At 61.4% G+C, this 16,931-nt stretch carries 12 protein-coding genes and 1 pseudogene; 7 read left to right on the top strand and 6 right to left on the bottom strand.

The features are described from left to right. The first annotated feature begins 1 nt into the window (after nt 1). Together ACQY1P_RS16225 and ACQY1P_RS16230 are read left to right on the top strand one after the other, a co-directional pair. Nucleotides 2-2,455: a fimbria/pilus outer membrane usher protein gene (locus ACQY1P_RS16225; RefSeq protein WP_430254379.1), complete on the top strand. Its 2,454-nt coding sequence runs from the start codon at nt 2-4 to the stop codon at nt 2,453-2,455. Beyond that, complete coding sequence (locus ACQY1P_RS16230) at nt 2,436-3,416, top strand: Csu type fimbrial protein (protein WP_430254381.1); 981 nt, start codon at nt 2,436-2,438, stop codon at nt 3,414-3,416. Before ACQY1P_RS16225 ends, ACQY1P_RS16230 begins: the two co-directional genes overlap by 20 nt. A gap of 99 nt (nt 3,417-3,515) precedes the next feature. Here ACQY1P_RS16230 and ACQY1P_RS16235 read toward each other — a convergent pair whose 3' ends face one another. From ACQY1P_RS16235 to petA, 3 genes are read right to left on the bottom strand one after another with little or no spacing between them, the layout of a single operon-like run. Then, on the bottom strand, nt 3,516-4,415 hold the full coding sequence (locus ACQY1P_RS16235) for a cytochrome c1 (RefSeq protein ID WP_062455745.1): 900 nt from the start codon (nt 4,413-4,415) through the stop codon (nt 3,516-3,518). A gap of 22 nt (nt 4,416-4,437) precedes the next feature. Continuing rightward, nucleotides 4,438-5,727, bottom strand: a complete 1,290-nt coding sequence (locus ACQY1P_RS16240; RefSeq protein WP_062455743.1) for a cytochrome b — start codon at nt 5,725-5,727, stop codon at nt 4,438-4,440. 13 nt (nt 5,728-5,740) lie between these two features. Then, entirely contained in the window at nt 5,741-6,331 is a 591-nt protein-coding gene (petA, locus tag ACQY1P_RS16245; protein ID WP_062582935.1) for a ubiquinol-cytochrome c reductase iron-sulfur subunit, read from the bottom strand. Nucleotides 6,332-6,699: 368 nt separating this feature from the next. On the opposite strand from petA, the gene ACQY1P_RS16250 reads away from it, so the two are divergent. Next, nucleotides 6,700-7,638: an endonuclease/exonuclease/phosphatase family protein gene (locus tag ACQY1P_RS16250; RefSeq protein WP_430254383.1), complete on the top strand. Its 939-nt coding sequence runs from the start codon at nt 6,700-6,702 to the stop codon at nt 7,636-7,638. Here ACQY1P_RS16250 and ACQY1P_RS16255 read toward each other — a convergent pair. The 3 genes from ACQY1P_RS16255 to ACQY1P_RS16265 all read right to left on the bottom strand — a co-directional run bounded on the left by ACQY1P_RS16255 (nt 7,625) and on the right by ACQY1P_RS16265 (nt 13,761). Then, a complete protein-coding gene (locus ACQY1P_RS16255; protein WP_430254385.1) occupies nt 7,625-9,505 on the bottom strand; it encodes an ABC transporter ATP-binding protein in 1,881 nt (626 codons plus the stop codon). The genes ACQY1P_RS16250 and ACQY1P_RS16255 overlap by 14 nt on opposite strands. 154 nt (nt 9,506-9,659) lie before the next feature. Continuing rightward, nucleotides 9,660-11,573: a HAMP domain-containing methyl-accepting chemotaxis protein gene (locus ACQY1P_RS16260; protein WP_430254387.1), complete on the bottom strand. Its 1,914-nt coding sequence runs from the start codon at nt 11,571-11,573 to the stop codon at nt 9,660-9,662. Nucleotides 11,574-11,910: 337 nt separating this feature from the next. Beyond that, on the bottom strand, nt 11,911-13,761 hold the full coding sequence (locus ACQY1P_RS16265) for an ABC transporter ATP-binding protein (RefSeq protein ID WP_062455728.1): 1,851 nt from the start codon (nt 13,759-13,761) through the stop codon (nt 11,911-11,913). A 337-nt stretch (nt 13,762-14,098) separates the two neighbouring features. Between ACQY1P_RS16265 and ACQY1P_RS16270 the strand changes: the two genes are divergently transcribed. From ACQY1P_RS16270 to ACQY1P_RS16285, 4 genes and pseudogenes are all read left to right on the top strand, one after another. After that, a complete protein-coding gene (locus ACQY1P_RS16270) occupies nt 14,099-14,563 on the top strand; it encodes a tRNA (cytidine(34)-2'-O)-methyltransferase (protein WP_113110745.1) in 465 nt (154 codons plus the stop codon). A 95-nt stretch (nt 14,564-14,658) separates the two neighbouring features. Continuing rightward, nucleotides 14,659-14,811: pseudogene (locus ACQY1P_RS16275) on the top strand (type II toxin-antitoxin system RelE/ParE family toxin); the annotation flags it as partial. 4 nt (nt 14,812-14,815) lie between these two features. Next, the gene (locus ACQY1P_RS16280) at nt 14,816-15,127 is read left to right on the top strand and encodes an addiction module antidote protein (protein ID WP_430254389.1); all 312 of its coding nucleotides are present in this window, start codon (nt 14,816-14,818) and stop codon (nt 15,125-15,127) included. 148 nt (nt 15,128-15,275) lie between these two features. Then, entirely contained in the window at nt 15,276-16,928 is a 1,653-nt protein-coding gene (locus ACQY1P_RS16285; protein ID WP_430254391.1) for a Na/Pi cotransporter family protein, read from the top strand. The last annotated feature ends 3 nt before the right edge of the window (nt 16,929-16,931 follow it).

The raw sequence follows: 16,931 nt of genomic DNA on the forward strand, positions 1-16,931 counted from the left end.
CATGGCGCGTCAGACAGCCCTGCTCCTGGCGCGCTTGTGCCTCGCCGTCCTCGTCCTGCCGACTGCAGGTCATGCGGCATCCGGGGATACGTCTCCGGATGCCGATCTGGCGGCCGACGCCGATCCTTTTGACGTCCCTGCGGCCACCGATACGGGCGGGCCGAGCGACCTCTATCTGTACGTATCGATCAACGGCGTAAAGACCAATCTCGTTGCCGCCTTCCGGCAGGCACCGGACGGATCCCTCTCGATCGATATCGAGCAGCTGCGCAATATCGGCATCAAGCCCGCCAAGACGGCAATCGGCGCCGATGGCCGCGTGACGATCGATCAGCTACCATCAGTCACCTTCGTCTACGACGATCTGCAGCAAACGATCGATTTTACCGCATCGAACGGCGAACGCGCGCCAAAAATCATCGACGCCAAGGCGCGGCGCGGCGGTGCGCCGAAGAGACCGAGACTGAAGGCGCAATCCTCGTCCGGTGCACTCCTCAACTACAATATCGTCGCGTCTTCCGACAATTCCGAAAAGGATTCGCGGTTCGGCTTCACCGGCGTGAGCGGCGCTTTCGAAGCCCTGTATTTCAGCCCGCTGGGCGTCCTCAGCAATACATTTATCGCCAGCACCTCTGACGATACCTACTACGGCTCGACGCGCCTGGACACGACCTGGCGCTATTCGGACCAGGACTCGATGATCACCTACAGCGCCGGTGACGTCATCACCGGCGGCCTGAACTGGACGCGCCCGACCCGTCTAGGAGGCCTGCAGGTGCAACGCAGCTTCTCCCTGCGATCCGACCTGGTCACCTTTCCCGTGCCGGAACTGTCGGCAAGCGCTGCCGTGCCTTCCACCGTCGATGTCTATCTCAATGATGCCAAGCGCTTTTCCAGTTCGGTCGGCGCAGGTCCGTTCGACATCACCAACCTGCCCTTCGTCGACGGAAGCGGCAATGCCCGGGTTGTCGTCACCGACGCTCAAGGGCAGCAGGTGTCGACCGAAAGCAGCTTCATCGCGTCCAGTCAGATGCTCGCCCGCGGGCTTTACGATTTCTCCGCCGAGCTGGGCTTTGCGCGACACGGCTACGGGATCGACTCGAATGACTACGATTCACGCCCTTACGGATCGGCGACCCTGCGCACCGGCGTGACCAACTGGCTGACGATGGAAGGCCATGCCGAGGGCGGCGCGGATCTCGTCCATGGCGGCGTCGGCGCCGTGTTCGCCGCGCCTTGGAGTGGCGTCATCTCGCTCTCTGGCGCTGGCAGCTATCACGATGGTGCAATAGGCGAGCAGGTTGGCATGACCTGGGAGAGACAGATGCGGGGCTTTCACCTCAGAGCCCGCATGCAGCGCAGCTTCGGCAGTTTTCAGGACATTGCCTCGGTCACAGCCGACAAGCGCAGCTCCACCGACGGGATCTTGCTCGGATCAGCGGCGCCGCCCAAGGCGCTCGACCAGGTATCCCTGTCGGTCCCAATGCCTTTCGACCGATCGAACCTGAACTTCAGCTTTACCAATGCCGAGACCGCAGAAGGTGACCGGCAGCGTATCCTCGGCCTTTCCTACAGCCGCCCGGTGTTCAATGACAGCACGTTTTCCGTGTCCGCGATCAAGAGCCTGACCGACGGCACTGTCGGAATCTATGCGAGCCTCTTCGTCCCGATCGGCAAGCGGATCTCGGCCACCACATCGGTAGCATCGCAGTCAGACGAAACCAGCGTGACGCAGACGGTCAGCCGCACGCTGGGTCAGCAGATCGGCGACTACGGCTGGAGCGTTGGCCGGACGCAGTCGGAAAACGCGATCAACTCGGCAGCCGTCAGCTACCGCGCTTCGGCGGCAAAAGTGGCGGCGCGCGTCGACCAACGCGGCAGCAAGACAAGGGCCAGTGTGACCGTTGATGGAGCTCTGGTCGCGGCCGGAGGCGGCGTCTTCGCGTCCAACCGCATCAACGACGCGTTCGCCATCGTCGATGCGGGCGCCCCCGGCGTCGAGGTCCAGCATGAGAACAGACCAGCCGGCCGCACGAACAGCGGCGGCAAGCTGCTCCTTCCGAACCTGCGCTCCTATCAGGAGAATCACATTGCGATCGACCCCGAGGATCTGCCGCTCGATGCCGTCGTCAACACCACCCGCACCGTCGTGGTGCCGGCCGACCGATCGGGGATCGTCGTCAACTTCGAGGTCGACGTCGATGCGAACGCCGCACTGGTAACCTTCTCCGGACCGGACGGAAAACCCATCGCAGTTGGCGCCAGCGGCACGACGAAGACCGGATCGGAACCTTTCGTCGTCGGCTATGACGGCCAGACGCTCGTGGAAAATCTGAAAGCCAGCAACCGCCTCACCCTGACGCTGCCGGATGAGACCACCTGCGTGGCAACCTTCCAATACAAGCCCCAGCGGGGCAAACAGGTGAGTATTACCGATGCGATATGCCAGCCTTAAGCGCCTCAGAACGCTTCTTCTCCAGGCCGGGATCGGCCTGCTCCTCTATGGAGCCGGCGCCGGCGACGCCGCGGCCGCAAGCTGTACCGTCGACATCGATTCCGCCAACTTCGGCAATGTCGATACGCTCTCGGGCGTGTCCGCCGATACGACGGCGCAGGTTTCGATCAGTTGCAGCGGCGTCAGCGCCAACGCAACAGCGGTCACGCTCTGCGGCAATCTCGGCAGCGGCAGCGGTGGCACATCCGGCGGAACCCGCACCATGCGATCGGGCACGAACGAGCTCGGCTACCAGCTTTACGCCGACGCCAGCCGCGCGACCCGCTGGGGTTCGTATGACGATACGACACTCGGCCAGCCACGGACGATCCGCATCGCCGCATCTGATGGCGAGGCGAGTGGCACCGTGACGCTTTACGGCGGGCTGTCTGCCGGCCAGACGAGCGCTGCCACCGGCACCTACCTCTCCTCCTTCACCGCCGGCGAGGTGCGGTTCTACTACGAAGAGGGAACTACCCTCGACTGCGCGGCACCGACCTCGGCGACACTGGCGCAGGCAAGTTTTACCGTCCAGGCAACCGTTGCGGCAAACTGCCTGATCGCCGTTTCAAACCTTGATTTCGGTCTTCACGGCCTGATCGATTCCGAAGTGACTGCGAGCGGTGGGGTCGACGTCACCTGCACGCCGAACTCGACCTATAGCATCGCCATGGATGGCGGCCTGGCTGCGGCCACCAACCCGGAACAACGGTTGATGCGCTCCGGTACCAACACGATCGCTTACGGCCTTTACGCCGATCAGGCCCATTCTCGACCCTGGGGTGCGACAGGTAGCGCACTGGTCTCCGGCACAGGGGCCGGCGCCGTGCAGTCGATACCTGTCTTTGGCCGCGTCGCTCCGCAACCGGCTGCCGCCGGCAACTACACCGACACGGTGATCGTCACCGTTACCTATTTTTGACCTCTGCCGAAGGACGGGGCTGCCCGGACCTCTGATCGGCTAATCGCAAGACATGAAAAAAGGCGGCCGAAGCCGCCTTTTTGGTCAAAACTTTGAAGCTCAGTGCGGCTTGCGGGCATAGACCGATTTCTTGGTCAGATAGATCAGCCCGGTAAAGATCACCAGGAAGATCATCACCATGAAACCGGTGCGCTTGCGCTCTTCCAGATGCGGCTCGGCAGTGAACATCAGGAACGCGGCGACGTCCTTCGAATACTGATCCACCGTCTGCGGCGTACCGTCGTCATAGCTCACCTGATCATTGCTGATCGGCGGGGCCATGGCGAGCGCTGAGGCATTGGCAAAGTACGGATTGTAGTGCGTCCCCGGTGCGACTTCCACGCCCGGAGGCGGATCCTGGTAGCCGGTCAGCAGCGCGTGGATATAGTCCGGGCCGCCTTCCTGGTACTGGGTAAAGATGTCGAACACGAACTGCGGGAAGCCGCGGGTGATGCCGCGCGCCTTGGCAAGCAACGACATATCCGGCGGTGCAGCACCGTTGTTGGCCGCCGCCGCCGCCTGGGCGTTCGGATAGGGCGACGGAAAGTGGTCCGATGGTACCGCCTTGCGGGTAAACATCTCGCCGTCGTCGTTTGGACCGTCCTGCACCTCGTAATTGGCCGCAAGCGCCTTCACCTGACCGTCCGAATAGCCGAGATCCTCGAGCGTGCGGAACGACACGAGACGCATCGAATGGCAGGCGGAACAGACTTCCGTATAGACCTTGAGGCCGCGCTGCAGCTGGCCCTTGTCGTAGTGGCCGAAGGGACCGGCAAAGGTCCAGTCCACAGGTTCCGGATGACGCAGCGGATAATGCGGCGTGCCGCCTTCCGCATGGTCACCGCCGCCGCCACCGGCTGTGCCGGCGCCGACGTCATGCTTTTCCTGCGCGCTCAACGATCCCATGGTGAGGCCAAGTGCCAGTGTGAGCGAAGCGAGGCCGAGTGTGATCTTCTTCATGTATGTCTCCTCCCGCCTGCGCTCAGGCATTTGCCTGAGCGGCCGCGACGCCGGCATTGGCTGTTCTGCCCTGTTTCTCCAGCACCGCTTCCGTGATCGAATTCGGAATGCGGCGTGGTGTCTCGAACAGGCCGAGCAGCGGCATGATCACGAGGAAGAAGCCGAAATAGTAGGCCGTCCCGATCTGCGACAGCACGACGAAAATGCCTTCCGCCGGCTGTGATCCGAGCCAGCCGAGCAGGATCGCGTTGACGACGAAGATCCAGTAGAACGTCTTGTACCAGGGCCGGTACACGGCCGAGCGCACCTTCGACGTATCGAGCCATGGCACGAAGAACAGGATGATGATCGCACCGAACATCACCAGCACGCCGCCGAGCTTCGAGTCGATAAACAGGAAGTTGAAGGTGATCGCGCGCAGCATCGCGTAGAATGGCAGGTAGTACCATTCGGGCACGATATGTGCCGGGGTCTTCAATGCATCGGCCGGGATGTAGTTATCAGGATGGCCGAGATAGTTCGGCATGTAGAAGATGAACCAGGCGTAGACGATCAGGAACACCGAAACGCCGAGCGCATCCTTGAGCGTCGCATAAGGCGTGAACGGCACCGTATCCGTCTTCGTCTTGATCTCGACTCCGGTCGGGTTGGTCTGGCCGGTCACATGCAGTGCCCAGATGTGCAGGATGACGACGCCCGTTATCATGAACGGCAGCAGGTAATGCAGCGAGAAGAAGCGGTTGAGCGTCGGCTGGTCGACGGCAAAGCCGCCGAGCAGGAACTGCTGTATCCATTCACCCACCAGCGGGAAGGCCGAGAAGAAGCCGGTGATGACGGTGGCACCCCAGAACGACATCTGTCCCCAGGGCAGAACGTAGCCCATGAAGCCGGTCGCCATCATCAGGAGATAGATGACGACGCCGAGGATCCAGAGGATCTCGCGCGGCGCCTTGTAGGAACCGTAGTAGAGACCGCGTCCGATATGCAGGTAGACGGCGATAAAGAAGAACGACGCGCCGTTGGCGTGCATGTAGCGCAGCAGCCAACCATGGTTGACGTCGCGCATGATCTTCTCGACCGAGTCGAATGCGTCGACCGTCGATGCGGTGTAATGCATGGCCAGCACGACGCCGGTCAGGATCTGTACGATCAGCATGACCGCAAGCATGGCGCCGAACGTATAGGCGTAGTTGAGGTTTCTCGGCACCGGAAACGAGATGAAACTGTCATGGATCAGACGCGGCAGCGGCAGCCGCTGGTCGACCCATTTTTCAATGCCGGTGGATGGCTGGTAGGACGAATGATCGCTCATGAGAATGCTCCCCTCACCCGATCCGGATCACGGTATCCGACGCAAATGCGAACGTCGGGATGGCCAGGTTTTGCGGAGCAGGTCCCTTACGGATACGGCCTGCCGTATCGTAGTGGGACCCATGACACGGACAGAACCACCCGCCGAAGTCCCCGGACTGACCAAGCGGCACGCAACCCAGATGGGTGCAGGAGCCGATCATCACGATCCAGTTTTCCTTGCCGGCGCCGGCAGAACGATCGACGCCCGATGCTTCCGCATCGGCCGGCAGGTTGGCATTGCGTGCCACCGGATCCTTGAGCGCGGCAAGCTCAACCTTATTGGCCTCTTCGAGTTCCTTCGGCGTCCGGTTGCGGATGAACACCGGCTTGCCCCGCCATTTGACGGTGAGCGACATACCCGGCTCAAGAGCTGCGACATTCACTTCGATCGATGCGAGCGCAAGCGTCGATGCATCAGGCCGCATCTGGTCGATGAACGGCCAGGCAACGGCCGCGACGCCCACGGCGCCAGCCATGCCGGTAGTCAAATATAGGAAATCGCGCCGCGTGGGTTCACCCGAATGGGGCTCCACGCGTGCACTATGCGTATCGTGCTCGCTCACGGTCAGTCATCCTCTCACGCTCCAGCGGATAAATCCGCATCGCTCCTCCGCGCGGCTCCCCCGACACACTCATGCCTTGGGAATCCCAGCAAATAGCGCCTCATGTGCTTGATCGCAGATAAAGTCCCAACTTGGCAAGTGCCTGCCCGCCACATTCTGGCCAGGATGCGGACCGTCCCCCTGTATTGCCGGATATGCGCCGCATTGGATCGAACTGCCCCACCCCGGGACGCGCGGGCGTGGCGAAGCGGCCACAACCCCAGATCGCCTGCCCTTCCTTGCCCTCGGCCGGGCCTGTTGCGTTGCCAGTGGCGGAACGGCATGCTAGGCGGCAGAAAGCTTCATGGCAGCCGGCTCGGAAATCCTGAATGAGAAAGACGTTATCGGTCGCCATCTGCGTCATCGTGTCGCTGGTCCTTCTCGCGATCTTGACACGCTATCTGCGGCCTCACTGGATCCTCGCAACGCTCCAAAGCCTGCAATTTCATGCGGCCGCGACCTGCGTCGTCGCCATGGCGGTCGCGCTTCTCATCCACCGCAACCTCGCAAGCTATGCCCTGCTTCTGGTCGCGCTGCTTTTGACCGCGCACCCTCTGTGGATGGCGCGCGAAATTGCGGCGGAGGTCACGCCTGCCGATCAGAGCGCACCGACCTTCCGGCTGATGTCCTTCAACATCCTCTCCGAAAACTACGAAAATGCCGAGGGCATCACCCGCGCCATCCTGTCATCGGGCGCCGATGTGGTGAACATCATGGAAGGCGAATCGCTTTACGAACATCTGACGCAGATCGCCACGGTCTATCCCTACCGCGTCGGTTGCGGCGTGCTCATGGAAGAGTGCGACCAGATGATGTTTTCAAAAACCCCGATCGAAAACGCTTCGGTTCGAAGCCTGAGCAATATCTTCGACAATCGCTTTATCATGGGCGAGGTCACGGTTTCCGGGCGCAAGGTTCATGTCGTCGGCATCCATACGACGAAGCCGTATTTCGACAACTTCCACACCATGGAACTCATGAATGCAGCGCTCGCCATCACTGCCACCGATGGCCCGCTGGTTCTGTCAGGCGATTTCAACGCCTCAAGCCTGCCGCCCAACATGCGGATGTTTTTGAACTCGACGGGGCTGAAGACCGCCGCCTTCGAGCCGCCCACCTGGCCAGTCCGGGCGCGGATGCTGGGTCTGGCGATCGACCACGTCTATGTGCGTGCCCCGCTCAAGATGAAGTCGCTCACCCGCATGCCGAACACCTACGGCTCCAACCACGCCGGGCTGATCGCCGACATCGCGATTACCGGACCTTGACCACGTCGCCTTCGTCTTCGATCCCCAGGAACCCGCCAGACTGGCGCGACCAGAGATCCGCGTAGAGACCGCCCGCCGCAATCAGCTCGTGATGGGTGCCCTGCTCGATGATGGCGCCCTTGTCCATCACGATCAACCGGTCGAGCGTCGCGATCGTCGAAAGCCGGTGCGCGATCGCGAGCACGGTCTTGCCCTGCATCAGCCGCTCCAGATTGGACTGGATCGCGGCTTCCACTGCCGAATCGAGCGCCGATGTTGCCTCGTCCAGCACCAGGATCGGCGCGTCCTTCAGCATCACCCGGGCAATCGCCACCCGCTGTCGCTGTCCGCCCGACAGTTTCACGCCGCGCTCGCCCACATGCGCATCGAACCCGCGGCGGCCGCGCTGGTCGGTCAGCGTCTGGATAAACCCGTCTGCCTCGGCCTTCTTGGCCGCATCGAGAAGCTGTGCGTCGGTCGCATCGGGTCTCCCGAACAGGATGTTGTCGCGAAGCGAGCGATGCAGCAGCGACGTGTCCTGCGTCACCATGCCGAGATTGGCACGCAGCGACTCCTGGCTCACCGTCGCAATGTCCTGCCCGTCGATGAGGATGCGCCCGCCCTCCAGATCGTAGAAGCGCAGCAGCAGGTTGACGAGCGTCGACTTGCCCGCCCCCGATCGTCCAACGATCCCGATCTTCTCTCCCGCCCGGATGGAGAGCGACAGGTTGTCGATCACGCCCTCGCCCTTGCCGTAGTGAAACCGGATATTTTCAAACCGAATCTCCGGCTGCTCCACCTTAAGCTCCGTCGCGCCGGGCACGTCCACGAGCCCGATCGGCTTTGAGATCAGCTCGGCCGCATTCTGGACGGTGCCGAAATTGCGCATGATGCCGTTGAACTGGGTCATCAGACGGCCAAGCAGGAAATTGAGCCGCAGCACCAGCGCCAAGGTAAAGGCGACCGCGCCGGAACTGATCAGCCCGGACAGCCACAGATGGATCGACAGCGCCGCCATGCTGCTGATCATGATGCCCGACAGAAGCGCCATCGACGCCCGGACGCCGGTGATGAAACGGGTAAAGTGGATGAGCGTGGTCTGATAGGTCTCAAAGCCCTGCCGCATGTAGCGGTCATTGGCCTCGTCGCGCCCGAACAGTTTCAGCGTCTGGATATTGCTGTAGGCGTCGACCATGCGGCCGTTGAGCATGGAGGCAGCCTCCGCCGTCTCGCGCGAGTGGTACCGAATGCGCGGCACGAAATAACGGGCCAGAAATCCGAACACCAGCACCCAGACGCAAACCAGTACGCCGAGCCGCAAGTCGAGCCCGCCGACCAGGACCAGCATGGAGACGGAATAGATCGTGACGAACCAGACGCTTTCCATCAGCGAGGTCACGAGATCGCCCGCCGCCTGCCCGCCCGACCAGACCTTGGTGACGATCCGGCCGGAAAAGTCGTTCTGGAAAAACGACAGCGATTGGCGCGCAACATGCATGTAGGACTGCCAGCGCATCAGGTTGTAGAACCCGGGCGTAATGATCTGCTGGTCGATCAGCGCGGTCGACATCGTCACCAGGAAGCGCACGACACCGATCAGCACAAGCATGCCCAACAGTTCGCCGCCATGCTGGTCGAGTAGCACCGTCCAGCCGTCACCCGGCTTGATCGTCGACAGGATATCCACGAGCCGCCCGACGAACCAGAACAGCGCCGCCTCGATCGCCGCCGTCAGTCCGCCGAGAATAAGCATCCCGAAGAACGGCGCCTTGGCCTGCGAGATGTAGAACCAGATAAAGGCGAACACGTCTTCGGGCGGACGCAGATCGTCCTTGCGCGCAAACGGCTGAACATAATTTTCGAAGGCGCGGAAGAGGCGAATGATCATGCCGCAGGATATAGGCGGATTTCGAAAGGGGCAAAGGCTGGGATGCGGCTGTCGCCGGATAATTCCGCAATCGCCCGCTTTTCATAAGGCGGGCTTCAAAACGAAAACGGCCGCCGAAGCAGCCGTTTCCAGAACTCATCATTTTGGCTGAGGATCAGAACTCCGACCATTCCTGCTTGGCTACAGCCTGGCCGCCGCCGAATGCCGAGGCAATCCGGTTGCCCATTGCGCGCACAGGTGACTGTGCCGGTCGCGATGCAGGCGTGGCCGAGCGGACGGCACTGCGTCCCTCTTCCAGCTTGAACTGTGCCAGAAGCTCGATCAGCGATGCAGCCTGCGCGGCAAGGCTGTGGCTGGCAGCCGTCGTCTGCTCTACCATCGCCGCGTTCTGCTGGGTGCCCTGGTCCATATGATTGACCGAGGTGCTGATCTCCGACAGACCCGTCGACTGCTCACGCGAAGACACGACGATCGAGGCGACGTTGGTGTTAATCTGCTGCACTTCGGTCACGATCGATTGCAAGGCAGCCCCTGTCTGGCCGACCAGCGCAACGCCGTCACGCACCTTTTCGCCCGAAGCACCGATCAGAACCTTGATCTCGCGCGCCGCTTTCGCGGACCGCTGGGCAAGTTCGCGGACTTCCTGGGCAACGACCGCAAAGCCTTTGCCTGCCTCGCCGGCCCTGGCTGCCTCGACACCGGCGTTCAGTGCCAGAAGATTGGTCTGGAACGCAATATCGTCGATCACGCCGATGATGTTGCCGATCTCGCCGGACGACTTTTCGATCGCTTCCATCGCAACGACGGCCTGGCGAACGATATCGCCGGACTTTTCGGCACCGTCGCGGGTGTGCTCGACGAGCTTGCCGGCTTCTCCGGCACGGGCTGCCGAATCCTTGACGGCCGTCGTTACCTCCTCGAGCGCCGCAGCGGTCTCTTCGACCGATGCCGCCTGCTGCTCGGTACGCTTCGACAGATCGTCTGCGGCAGAGCGGATCTCGTTGGCACCGGCATCGATCATCCGGGCATTGTCGCCGACCGACCGAAGGACAGTCTGCAGATTGTCCATCGAGGCGTTAAAGTTGACGCGCAGCTGATCGAGCTGTCCGGCGAACGGCTGTCCGATGCGGAAGGTCATATCGCCGTGCGAGAGGGAGTTCAGACCGTTGGCAAGACTATCGACGGCAAACGAAACCTCGGCCGCCTCATGCGCCTTCTGCTCCTCGCGAGCAATCCGCTCGCTCTCGCTCATCGAACGGTTGGCCTCGGTTTCCCGCTCCAGGCGCTCGCGCTCCAGGGCGTTGTTGCGGAACACGGAGACGGCTGCTGCCATCTCGCCGATTTCATCCTTCCGCCCCGCGTAAGGGATCGCAACCTGCGCATTACCGGAGGCAAGTGTGTTCATCGAACCGGTAATGTCGGCAATCGGGCGCGCAACGCGGAAGTAGGACAAAAGCCCTGCAGCAAGCGCGAGAAGTGTTGCGAAGACGACGACGACAATCGTCGAGATCGCTGCAAACCGTGCGGCGCTATCGGCGACCTTGCCGTATTCGAGGCTGTGCAGCCGGTTGTCGTTGATCATGTCCAGCATCACATCGCCGGCCTCGCCGCCTTTGGGCACCATCTGCGCGATGACGGCCTTGGCCTCATAGACGCGCGAGGCCCCCAGCAGGCTGACGAACTGAGCTCCCAGCTTGTCGTAATCGGCAACGATCGCCTCGAGCTTTTCGATCTTGTCCTTGGTCACATCGAGGCTGGCCGTGTCGGCGAATGTCTTGAAAGCCTCGGCACGCTCTTGCGTCTTGGCGCGGATCTGATCGAGCCACTGCTTCTGGTCAGCGGCATTGCTGGCCGAAAGCGCCATCAAATAAAGACGCCGGATATCGGACAGGATCCTGTCCATATTGGAGGTCATCACCGAGCGTTCCATGCGACGGCTGATATTGGACGTCTGAGCATCGAGCTGGTTGACGGAGCGCATGGCGAGTGCGCCCTGAAGGATCACCAGAAGAACGGTGATGCCGAAGAGAGCGGGCAGAAGAAACTTGATCTTTATCTTGCTGAACATCTGGGACCGGAGCCGAAATGAGAGGGAGTTTAATCCCTCGAGACTTGACAGCTTTATATAAAGAAAAACTTACTGCGTCTCGGCCATAAAAAAATATTAGCGTCGTCGCAAATACCTGACATTGTTGAATGTTTCGCTGGCCGCGGCGTCTTTCCCTAGGGAGCCGCCGAGAGCGTGAGCGACCATCCCGGGGTGGCTCGGAACATGCGCAACAAGTTATGAATCGTTGGCGTCGCGCCCTCCCGCCGATCGGAAGCGTCCAGCGCCCATCGGACGCGTGACGACCGTTGTCGGCCGCCGGTTTCCCCGGCGACCGTGAGCCTCTTCCGTCAACGGTTTACTCGGCAGCCTGGCCCTCGTCCTCATGCCCGATGAAGCCGCCGGACTGACGGTTCCAGAGGTCCGCATAGATGCCGCCCTGATCCGCCAGTTCGCGATGCGTGCCGGTCTCGACGATGGCGCCCCGGTCGAGCACGATCACCCGGTCCATCTCCGTGAGTGTCGACAGCCGATGCGCGATGGCGATGACCGTCTTGCCCTGCATCAGGGCAAACAGGTTTTCCTGGATTGCCGCTTCGACTTCCGAATCCAGCGCCGAGGTCGCCTCGTCCAGCACCAGGATCGGCGCATCTTTCAGGAACACGCGGGCGATCGCGATCCGCTGACGCTGGCCACCCGAAAGCTTTACGCCCCGTTCGCCCACATGCGCGTCGAGCCCCTTGCGCCCCTGAAGATCGACAAGGCTTTCCACGAAGTCCCAGGCATTGGCCCGCTTGGTCGCCTCGATGATCTCGGCATCGGTCGCGTCCGGCCGGCCATAGGCGATATTGTCGCGGATCGAGCGATGCAGCAGCGATGTGTCCTGTGTCACCACGCCGACCAAGGACCGCAAACTGTCCTGCGTCACACCGGCAATGTCCTGCCCGTCGATGGTGATCCGCCCGCTTTCCAGATCGTAGAACCGCAGGAGCAGGTTCATCAGAGTCGTCTTGCCGGCCCCGGAGCGCCCGACCAGACCAACCTTCTCGCCGGCCTTGATATCCAGCGTCAGCCCGTCGATGACGCCCGCTGCCTTGCCGTAATGGAAGCGCACGTCGTCGTAGACGATATGGCCTTTCGCCGCCGAAAGCTTCGACGCATCCTCGACATCGGTGACGTCATGCGGCTTGGTCATCATCGACATGCCGTCATAGACCGTGCCGATATTCTCAAACAGCGCCGAGACTTCCCACATGATCCACTGCGACATGCCGTTGATGCGCATTGCAAGGCCGATCGCGATGGCAATGGCGCCGATCGAGATCGCGCTGTCCAGCCAGAACCAGATCGACAGCGTCGCGACCGCAAACAGGGCTGCACAGTTGTAGAAATAGACCAGCACCTGGAACGCGGTCACCTTGCGCATCTGCCCATGCACGGTCTTCAGGAACACGTCCATCGCATCCTTGGCGTAGTCTTCCTCACGGCCGGAATGCGAAAACAGCTTCACCGTCGCGATGTTGGTGTAGCTGTCGACGACACGCCCGGTCATCATCGAGCGCGCATCCGCCTGCGCCGCCGAAATCTTCCGGAGCTTCGGCACGTAGTAGGCAACCGTCGCCGAATAAAAGGCGATCCAGACAACCAGCGGCACCGCCAGACGGATATCCGCGACCGCAACCACCGCCACCATCGAGATGAAGTAGGTTGCCACATAGACGAAGACGTCGAGCACCTTCATCACCACTTCGCGGATCGCCAGCGACGTCTGCATGACCTTGGTCGAGACGCGACCCGCAAACTCGTTGGCAAAGAATGTCATCGAGTGGTTGAGCAGGAACCGGTGCATCTGCCAGCGGGCGATCATCGGAAAATTGCCCATCAGGATCTGGTGCATGATGAGAGAATTGAGGCCGGCGACAAGCGGCAGCCCGACCAGCACCATCAGTGCCATGGCAACCAGCGTCATTCCCTCGTTCTGAAGGAACGTCGAACGCTCCGCATGCGTCAGCCAGTCGACGATATTGCCCAGAAACTGGAACAGCATCACTTCGCCGAGCGCGATGAACATCGTGCAGACCGACATGATCAGCACCCAGGGCCAGACAGGCTTGGTATAGTGCCAGAGGAAGGCGATCAGGCCGGCAGGCGGCAGGCCTGGGGTCTCCTCGGGATAAGGGTGAACCCGCCGTTCAAACCAGGAAAACATTGATAGCTCCGTCAATCGGACCCGCTTCAAGCAACGCAAACGCGCCGACGGCGAACCGGTCAGTTATGTGGTGAGCGCTGCCGGATATCGGCCGTGCAAAATACAAAGGTGAAAAGACTGCGTGAAACCGCGGACGCCTAAGCCTGTCGGACAAATACCGGGGGGCGGAGGCGCATAAGCACGGTCATATCCATGTAGGCCTCCATAGGCTGGCGTTAAAGATCGATGCCCTTTTACCCGTTGATTGCCATTTTGAAAAGTCCCAAATCCGCAGCAATCCGATCGAAACCGCCCTCAAACGCTTGAGCTCACAGGCCGGCTCGGCTTAAGGAAAACCATGACCAACCTGCGCATCGCCCTCTACCAGCCTGACATTCCCGGCAATACCGGCACGATCCTTCGCCTCGCCGCCTGCCTCGGCCTCGGCGTCGATATCATCGAACCGGCCGGCTTCGATATTTCGGATCGCAACCTGAAACGCTCAGGCATGGATTACCTGGCAAACGTCGAACTCACCCGCCACGTTAACTGGCAGCAGTTCGACGACTGGCGGAGATCCGAAAACCGGCGGCTGGTCCTCGCCTCCACAAAGGCCGCCCAACCCTACGTGGACTTCCAGTTTCAGCCCGGCGACATCCTGCTGTTCGGCCGCGAGAGCGCCGGCGTTCCGGACCTCGTCCACGAAACGGCGGATGCCCGCATACTGATCCCGATGCGCGAAGGACAGCGCTCCATCAACGTCGCCATGTCGGCCGCAATGATATCAGGAGAAGCGCTGCGGCAGACGGGTTTCACCGCATAAACGGCACGCGCATTTGGCGTCTTTTACACGCCTGAGTTTACTCTATGATGTTGCACGACTGCACTCCATAGAGTACATATTATGTACAAAATTCAAGCGAGATGCGAATTCACCACGGCCCAGGCTACCGCGTGTATTTCGTGCGGCGCGATCGCACCATTTTGCTCCTGCTGCGTGGGGGCGACAAGGATAGTCAGGCGAGAGACATCGCTGAGGCCAGAAAATTGGCTGCGTTTTGGAAAGGATAGTTCGATGCCTCTGGAGACTCGTCCATTCGATATTTCCGAACACCTGAACTCTGAGGAAGACTGTCTCGAATTCATGGTCGCAGCCTTCGAGGAAGGCGATCCGGCCTTCATTGCGAAATGCCTTGGCACGGTTGCCAAGGCCCGCAACATGAGCAAGCTTGCCCGCAAGACAGGCATGAGCCGCGCGGCGCTCTACAAGGCCTTGAGTGGCGAAGGCAACCCGGAATTTACCACCATCCTGAAGGTGATGAAGGCTTTGGGTCTCAAACTCATGCCGGTCATGGTGAAAGAGCAAGCCATCGAAGACGCCGCCTGATCCGCGCTCCGACCCCGCGCCAAAACGCGTAAAAAACTGTCGCGAACAGTGATTTGCACATCGGCGTAATCGGCCTATATTCGTTAGCCGGCAATTCATTATCGCACTTCATTCGATAGGAACCGTCCCCGGGCGAAGACAATCCGATATGCAATCCACCATCGTGATCATCAATCTTTTCGGCGCCGTGGCCCTGCTTCTGTTTGGCCTTGCGCAGGTCAAGGATGGCGTCACCCGCGCCTTCGGGACACGCCTCAAGACGGGTCTAGCCCGCGGCACCAGCAGCACCCTGCGCTCCTTCGTCTCCGGCCTTGTCGCCACGATCGCCTTGCAAAGTTCGACCGCGACCGCACTGACGCTCGCCTCGTTTGCCGAACGCGGCATGGTGCGTCCACGCATGGCGCAGATCGTGCTCCTCGGCGCCAATGTCGGCACCGCCGTTACCGCCTGGCTGGTCGCGACCGGCATCGAGTGGCTGTCGCCGCTTCTCATCCTCATCGGTCTGGTCATGCTTCGCGGTGCATCGCCAGCCCGCAAAGGCGGCGGCACGGCCATGATAGGCGTCGGCCTGATGCTGCTGTCGCTGCATCTGCTTGGGCTCGCCACCGAACCGATGCGCCAGTCGCCGGCGCTCGCGGCCTTTATCGGCCTGCTCGATGACGCGTGGCCGGTGGCGCTGATCCTGTCGGCGGTTCTGGCTTTCATCTCGTCGTCCAGCCTGGCGGTCGTGGTGCTGATCCTCTCGCTCGCCTCGACCGGAAATGTCTCCGCCGGTCTGGTAATCGTGCTCATCCTTGGTGCCAATCTCGGTGGCGCCATTCCGCCCGTCGTCGCCACTCTCTCTGCGCCGGCTGCCGCAAGACGCATCACGCTCGGCAACCTTGTCACCCGCGGCATCGGTTGCGCCATCGCGTTGCCGCTCGCGGGCCCTGTCGCCGATGCCGTTCAAGCCTTGCCGCTGTCGCCGGAAAAGCTCCCGGTCGATGCACACCTCGCCTTCAATATCCTGCTGGCGCTGGTCGTATTCCCGTTCTCAGCCCAAGTCTCCCGCCTTGCAGCTCGCCTCGTCCCTGATGATCCGCAGCGAGACGACGGCCCCCGCTTCCTCGATCAGGACGCGCTCGACAACCCTGTGATGGCGCTCGCCAACGCGACGCGCGAAGTGCTCGGCGTCGGCGACACCATCGAGCGCATGCTGATCCGCACCGAAAATGCCTTCAAACGTAACGATATCGCACCACTTGCAGACATCGCCGGGCTCGAGTCACGGGTCGATCACCTTCATCAGGATGTGAAGCTCTACCTGTCGGAACTGGGCCGCACCGGTCTCGATGCGGAGAACGCCCGCCGCTCCATCGCCATCATCGATTACGCGATCAACCTCGAACATATCGGCGACATCATCGAAAAGGGCATCGCCGAACAGGTTCGCAAGAAGATCGCGCACGGCCTCAAGTTCTCGGACGACGGCTTCGATGAATTGCAGGTGCTGCTCAGCCTGACCGTCGACAACCTGAGAACCGCCCAGACGATCTTCCAGACCGGCGATCTGGCGCTGGCGCGGCAGTTGATGGAAATCAAGGTGGAAGTCCGTCGGCTCGAAAAGCGGTCCGCCGAAAAGCATCTGGAGCGGTTGCGCGACGGACGACTGGAAAGCCTGCAGACCAGCTCGCTGCATCTCGACATGCTGCGTGACCTCAAACGCATCAACGCGCACATCGTGTCGGTTGCGCATCCGATCCTCGATGACAGCGGCGCACTGATCGAAAGCCGCCTTCGCCTCGCCGAACCCGGCGCCTGAGGG

Source organism: Neorhizobium sp. DAR64872/K0K18 (assembly GCF_050500175.1).
Lineage (GTDB): Bacteria > Pseudomonadota > Alphaproteobacteria > Rhizobiales > Rhizobiaceae > Neorhizobium > Neorhizobium soli.

Coding starts and splice junctions, on each gene's coding strand:
- ACQY1P_RS16225 (WP_430254379.1), top strand. CDS start 2: ATGGCGCGTCAGACAGCCCTGCTCCTGGCGCGCTTGTGCCTCGCCGTC.
- ACQY1P_RS16230 (WP_430254381.1), top strand. CDS start 2,436: ATGCGATATGCCAGCCTTAAGCGCCTCAGAACGCTTCTTCTCCAGGCC.
- ACQY1P_RS16235 (WP_062455745.1), bottom strand. CDS start 4,415: ATGAAGAAGATCACACTCGGCCTCGCTTCGCTCACACTGGCACTTGGC.
- ACQY1P_RS16240 (WP_062455743.1), bottom strand. CDS start 5,727: ATGAGCGATCATTCGTCCTACCAGCCATCCACCGGCATTGAAAAATGG.
- ACQY1P_RS16250 (WP_430254383.1), top strand. CDS start 6,700: ATGAGAAAGACGTTATCGGTCGCCATCTGCGTCATCGTGTCGCTGGTC.
- ACQY1P_RS16255 (WP_430254385.1), bottom strand. CDS start 9,505: ATGATCATTCGCCTCTTCCGCGCCTTCGAAAATTATGTTCAGCCGTTT.
- ACQY1P_RS16260 (WP_430254387.1), bottom strand. CDS start 11,573: ATGTTCAGCAAGATAAAGATCAAGTTTCTTCTGCCCGCTCTCTTCGGC.
- ACQY1P_RS16265 (WP_062455728.1), bottom strand. CDS start 13,761: ATGTTTTCCTGGTTTGAACGGCGGGTTCACCCTTATCCCGAGGAGACC.
- ACQY1P_RS16270 (WP_113110745.1), top strand. CDS start 14,099: ATGACCAACCTGCGCATCGCCCTCTACCAGCCTGACATTCCCGGCAAT.
- ACQY1P_RS16280 (WP_430254389.1), top strand. CDS start 14,816: ATGCCTCTGGAGACTCGTCCATTCGATATTTCCGAACACCTGAACTCT.
- ACQY1P_RS16285 (WP_430254391.1), top strand. CDS start 15,276: ATGCAATCCACCATCGTGATCATCAATCTTTTCGGCGCCGTGGCCCTG.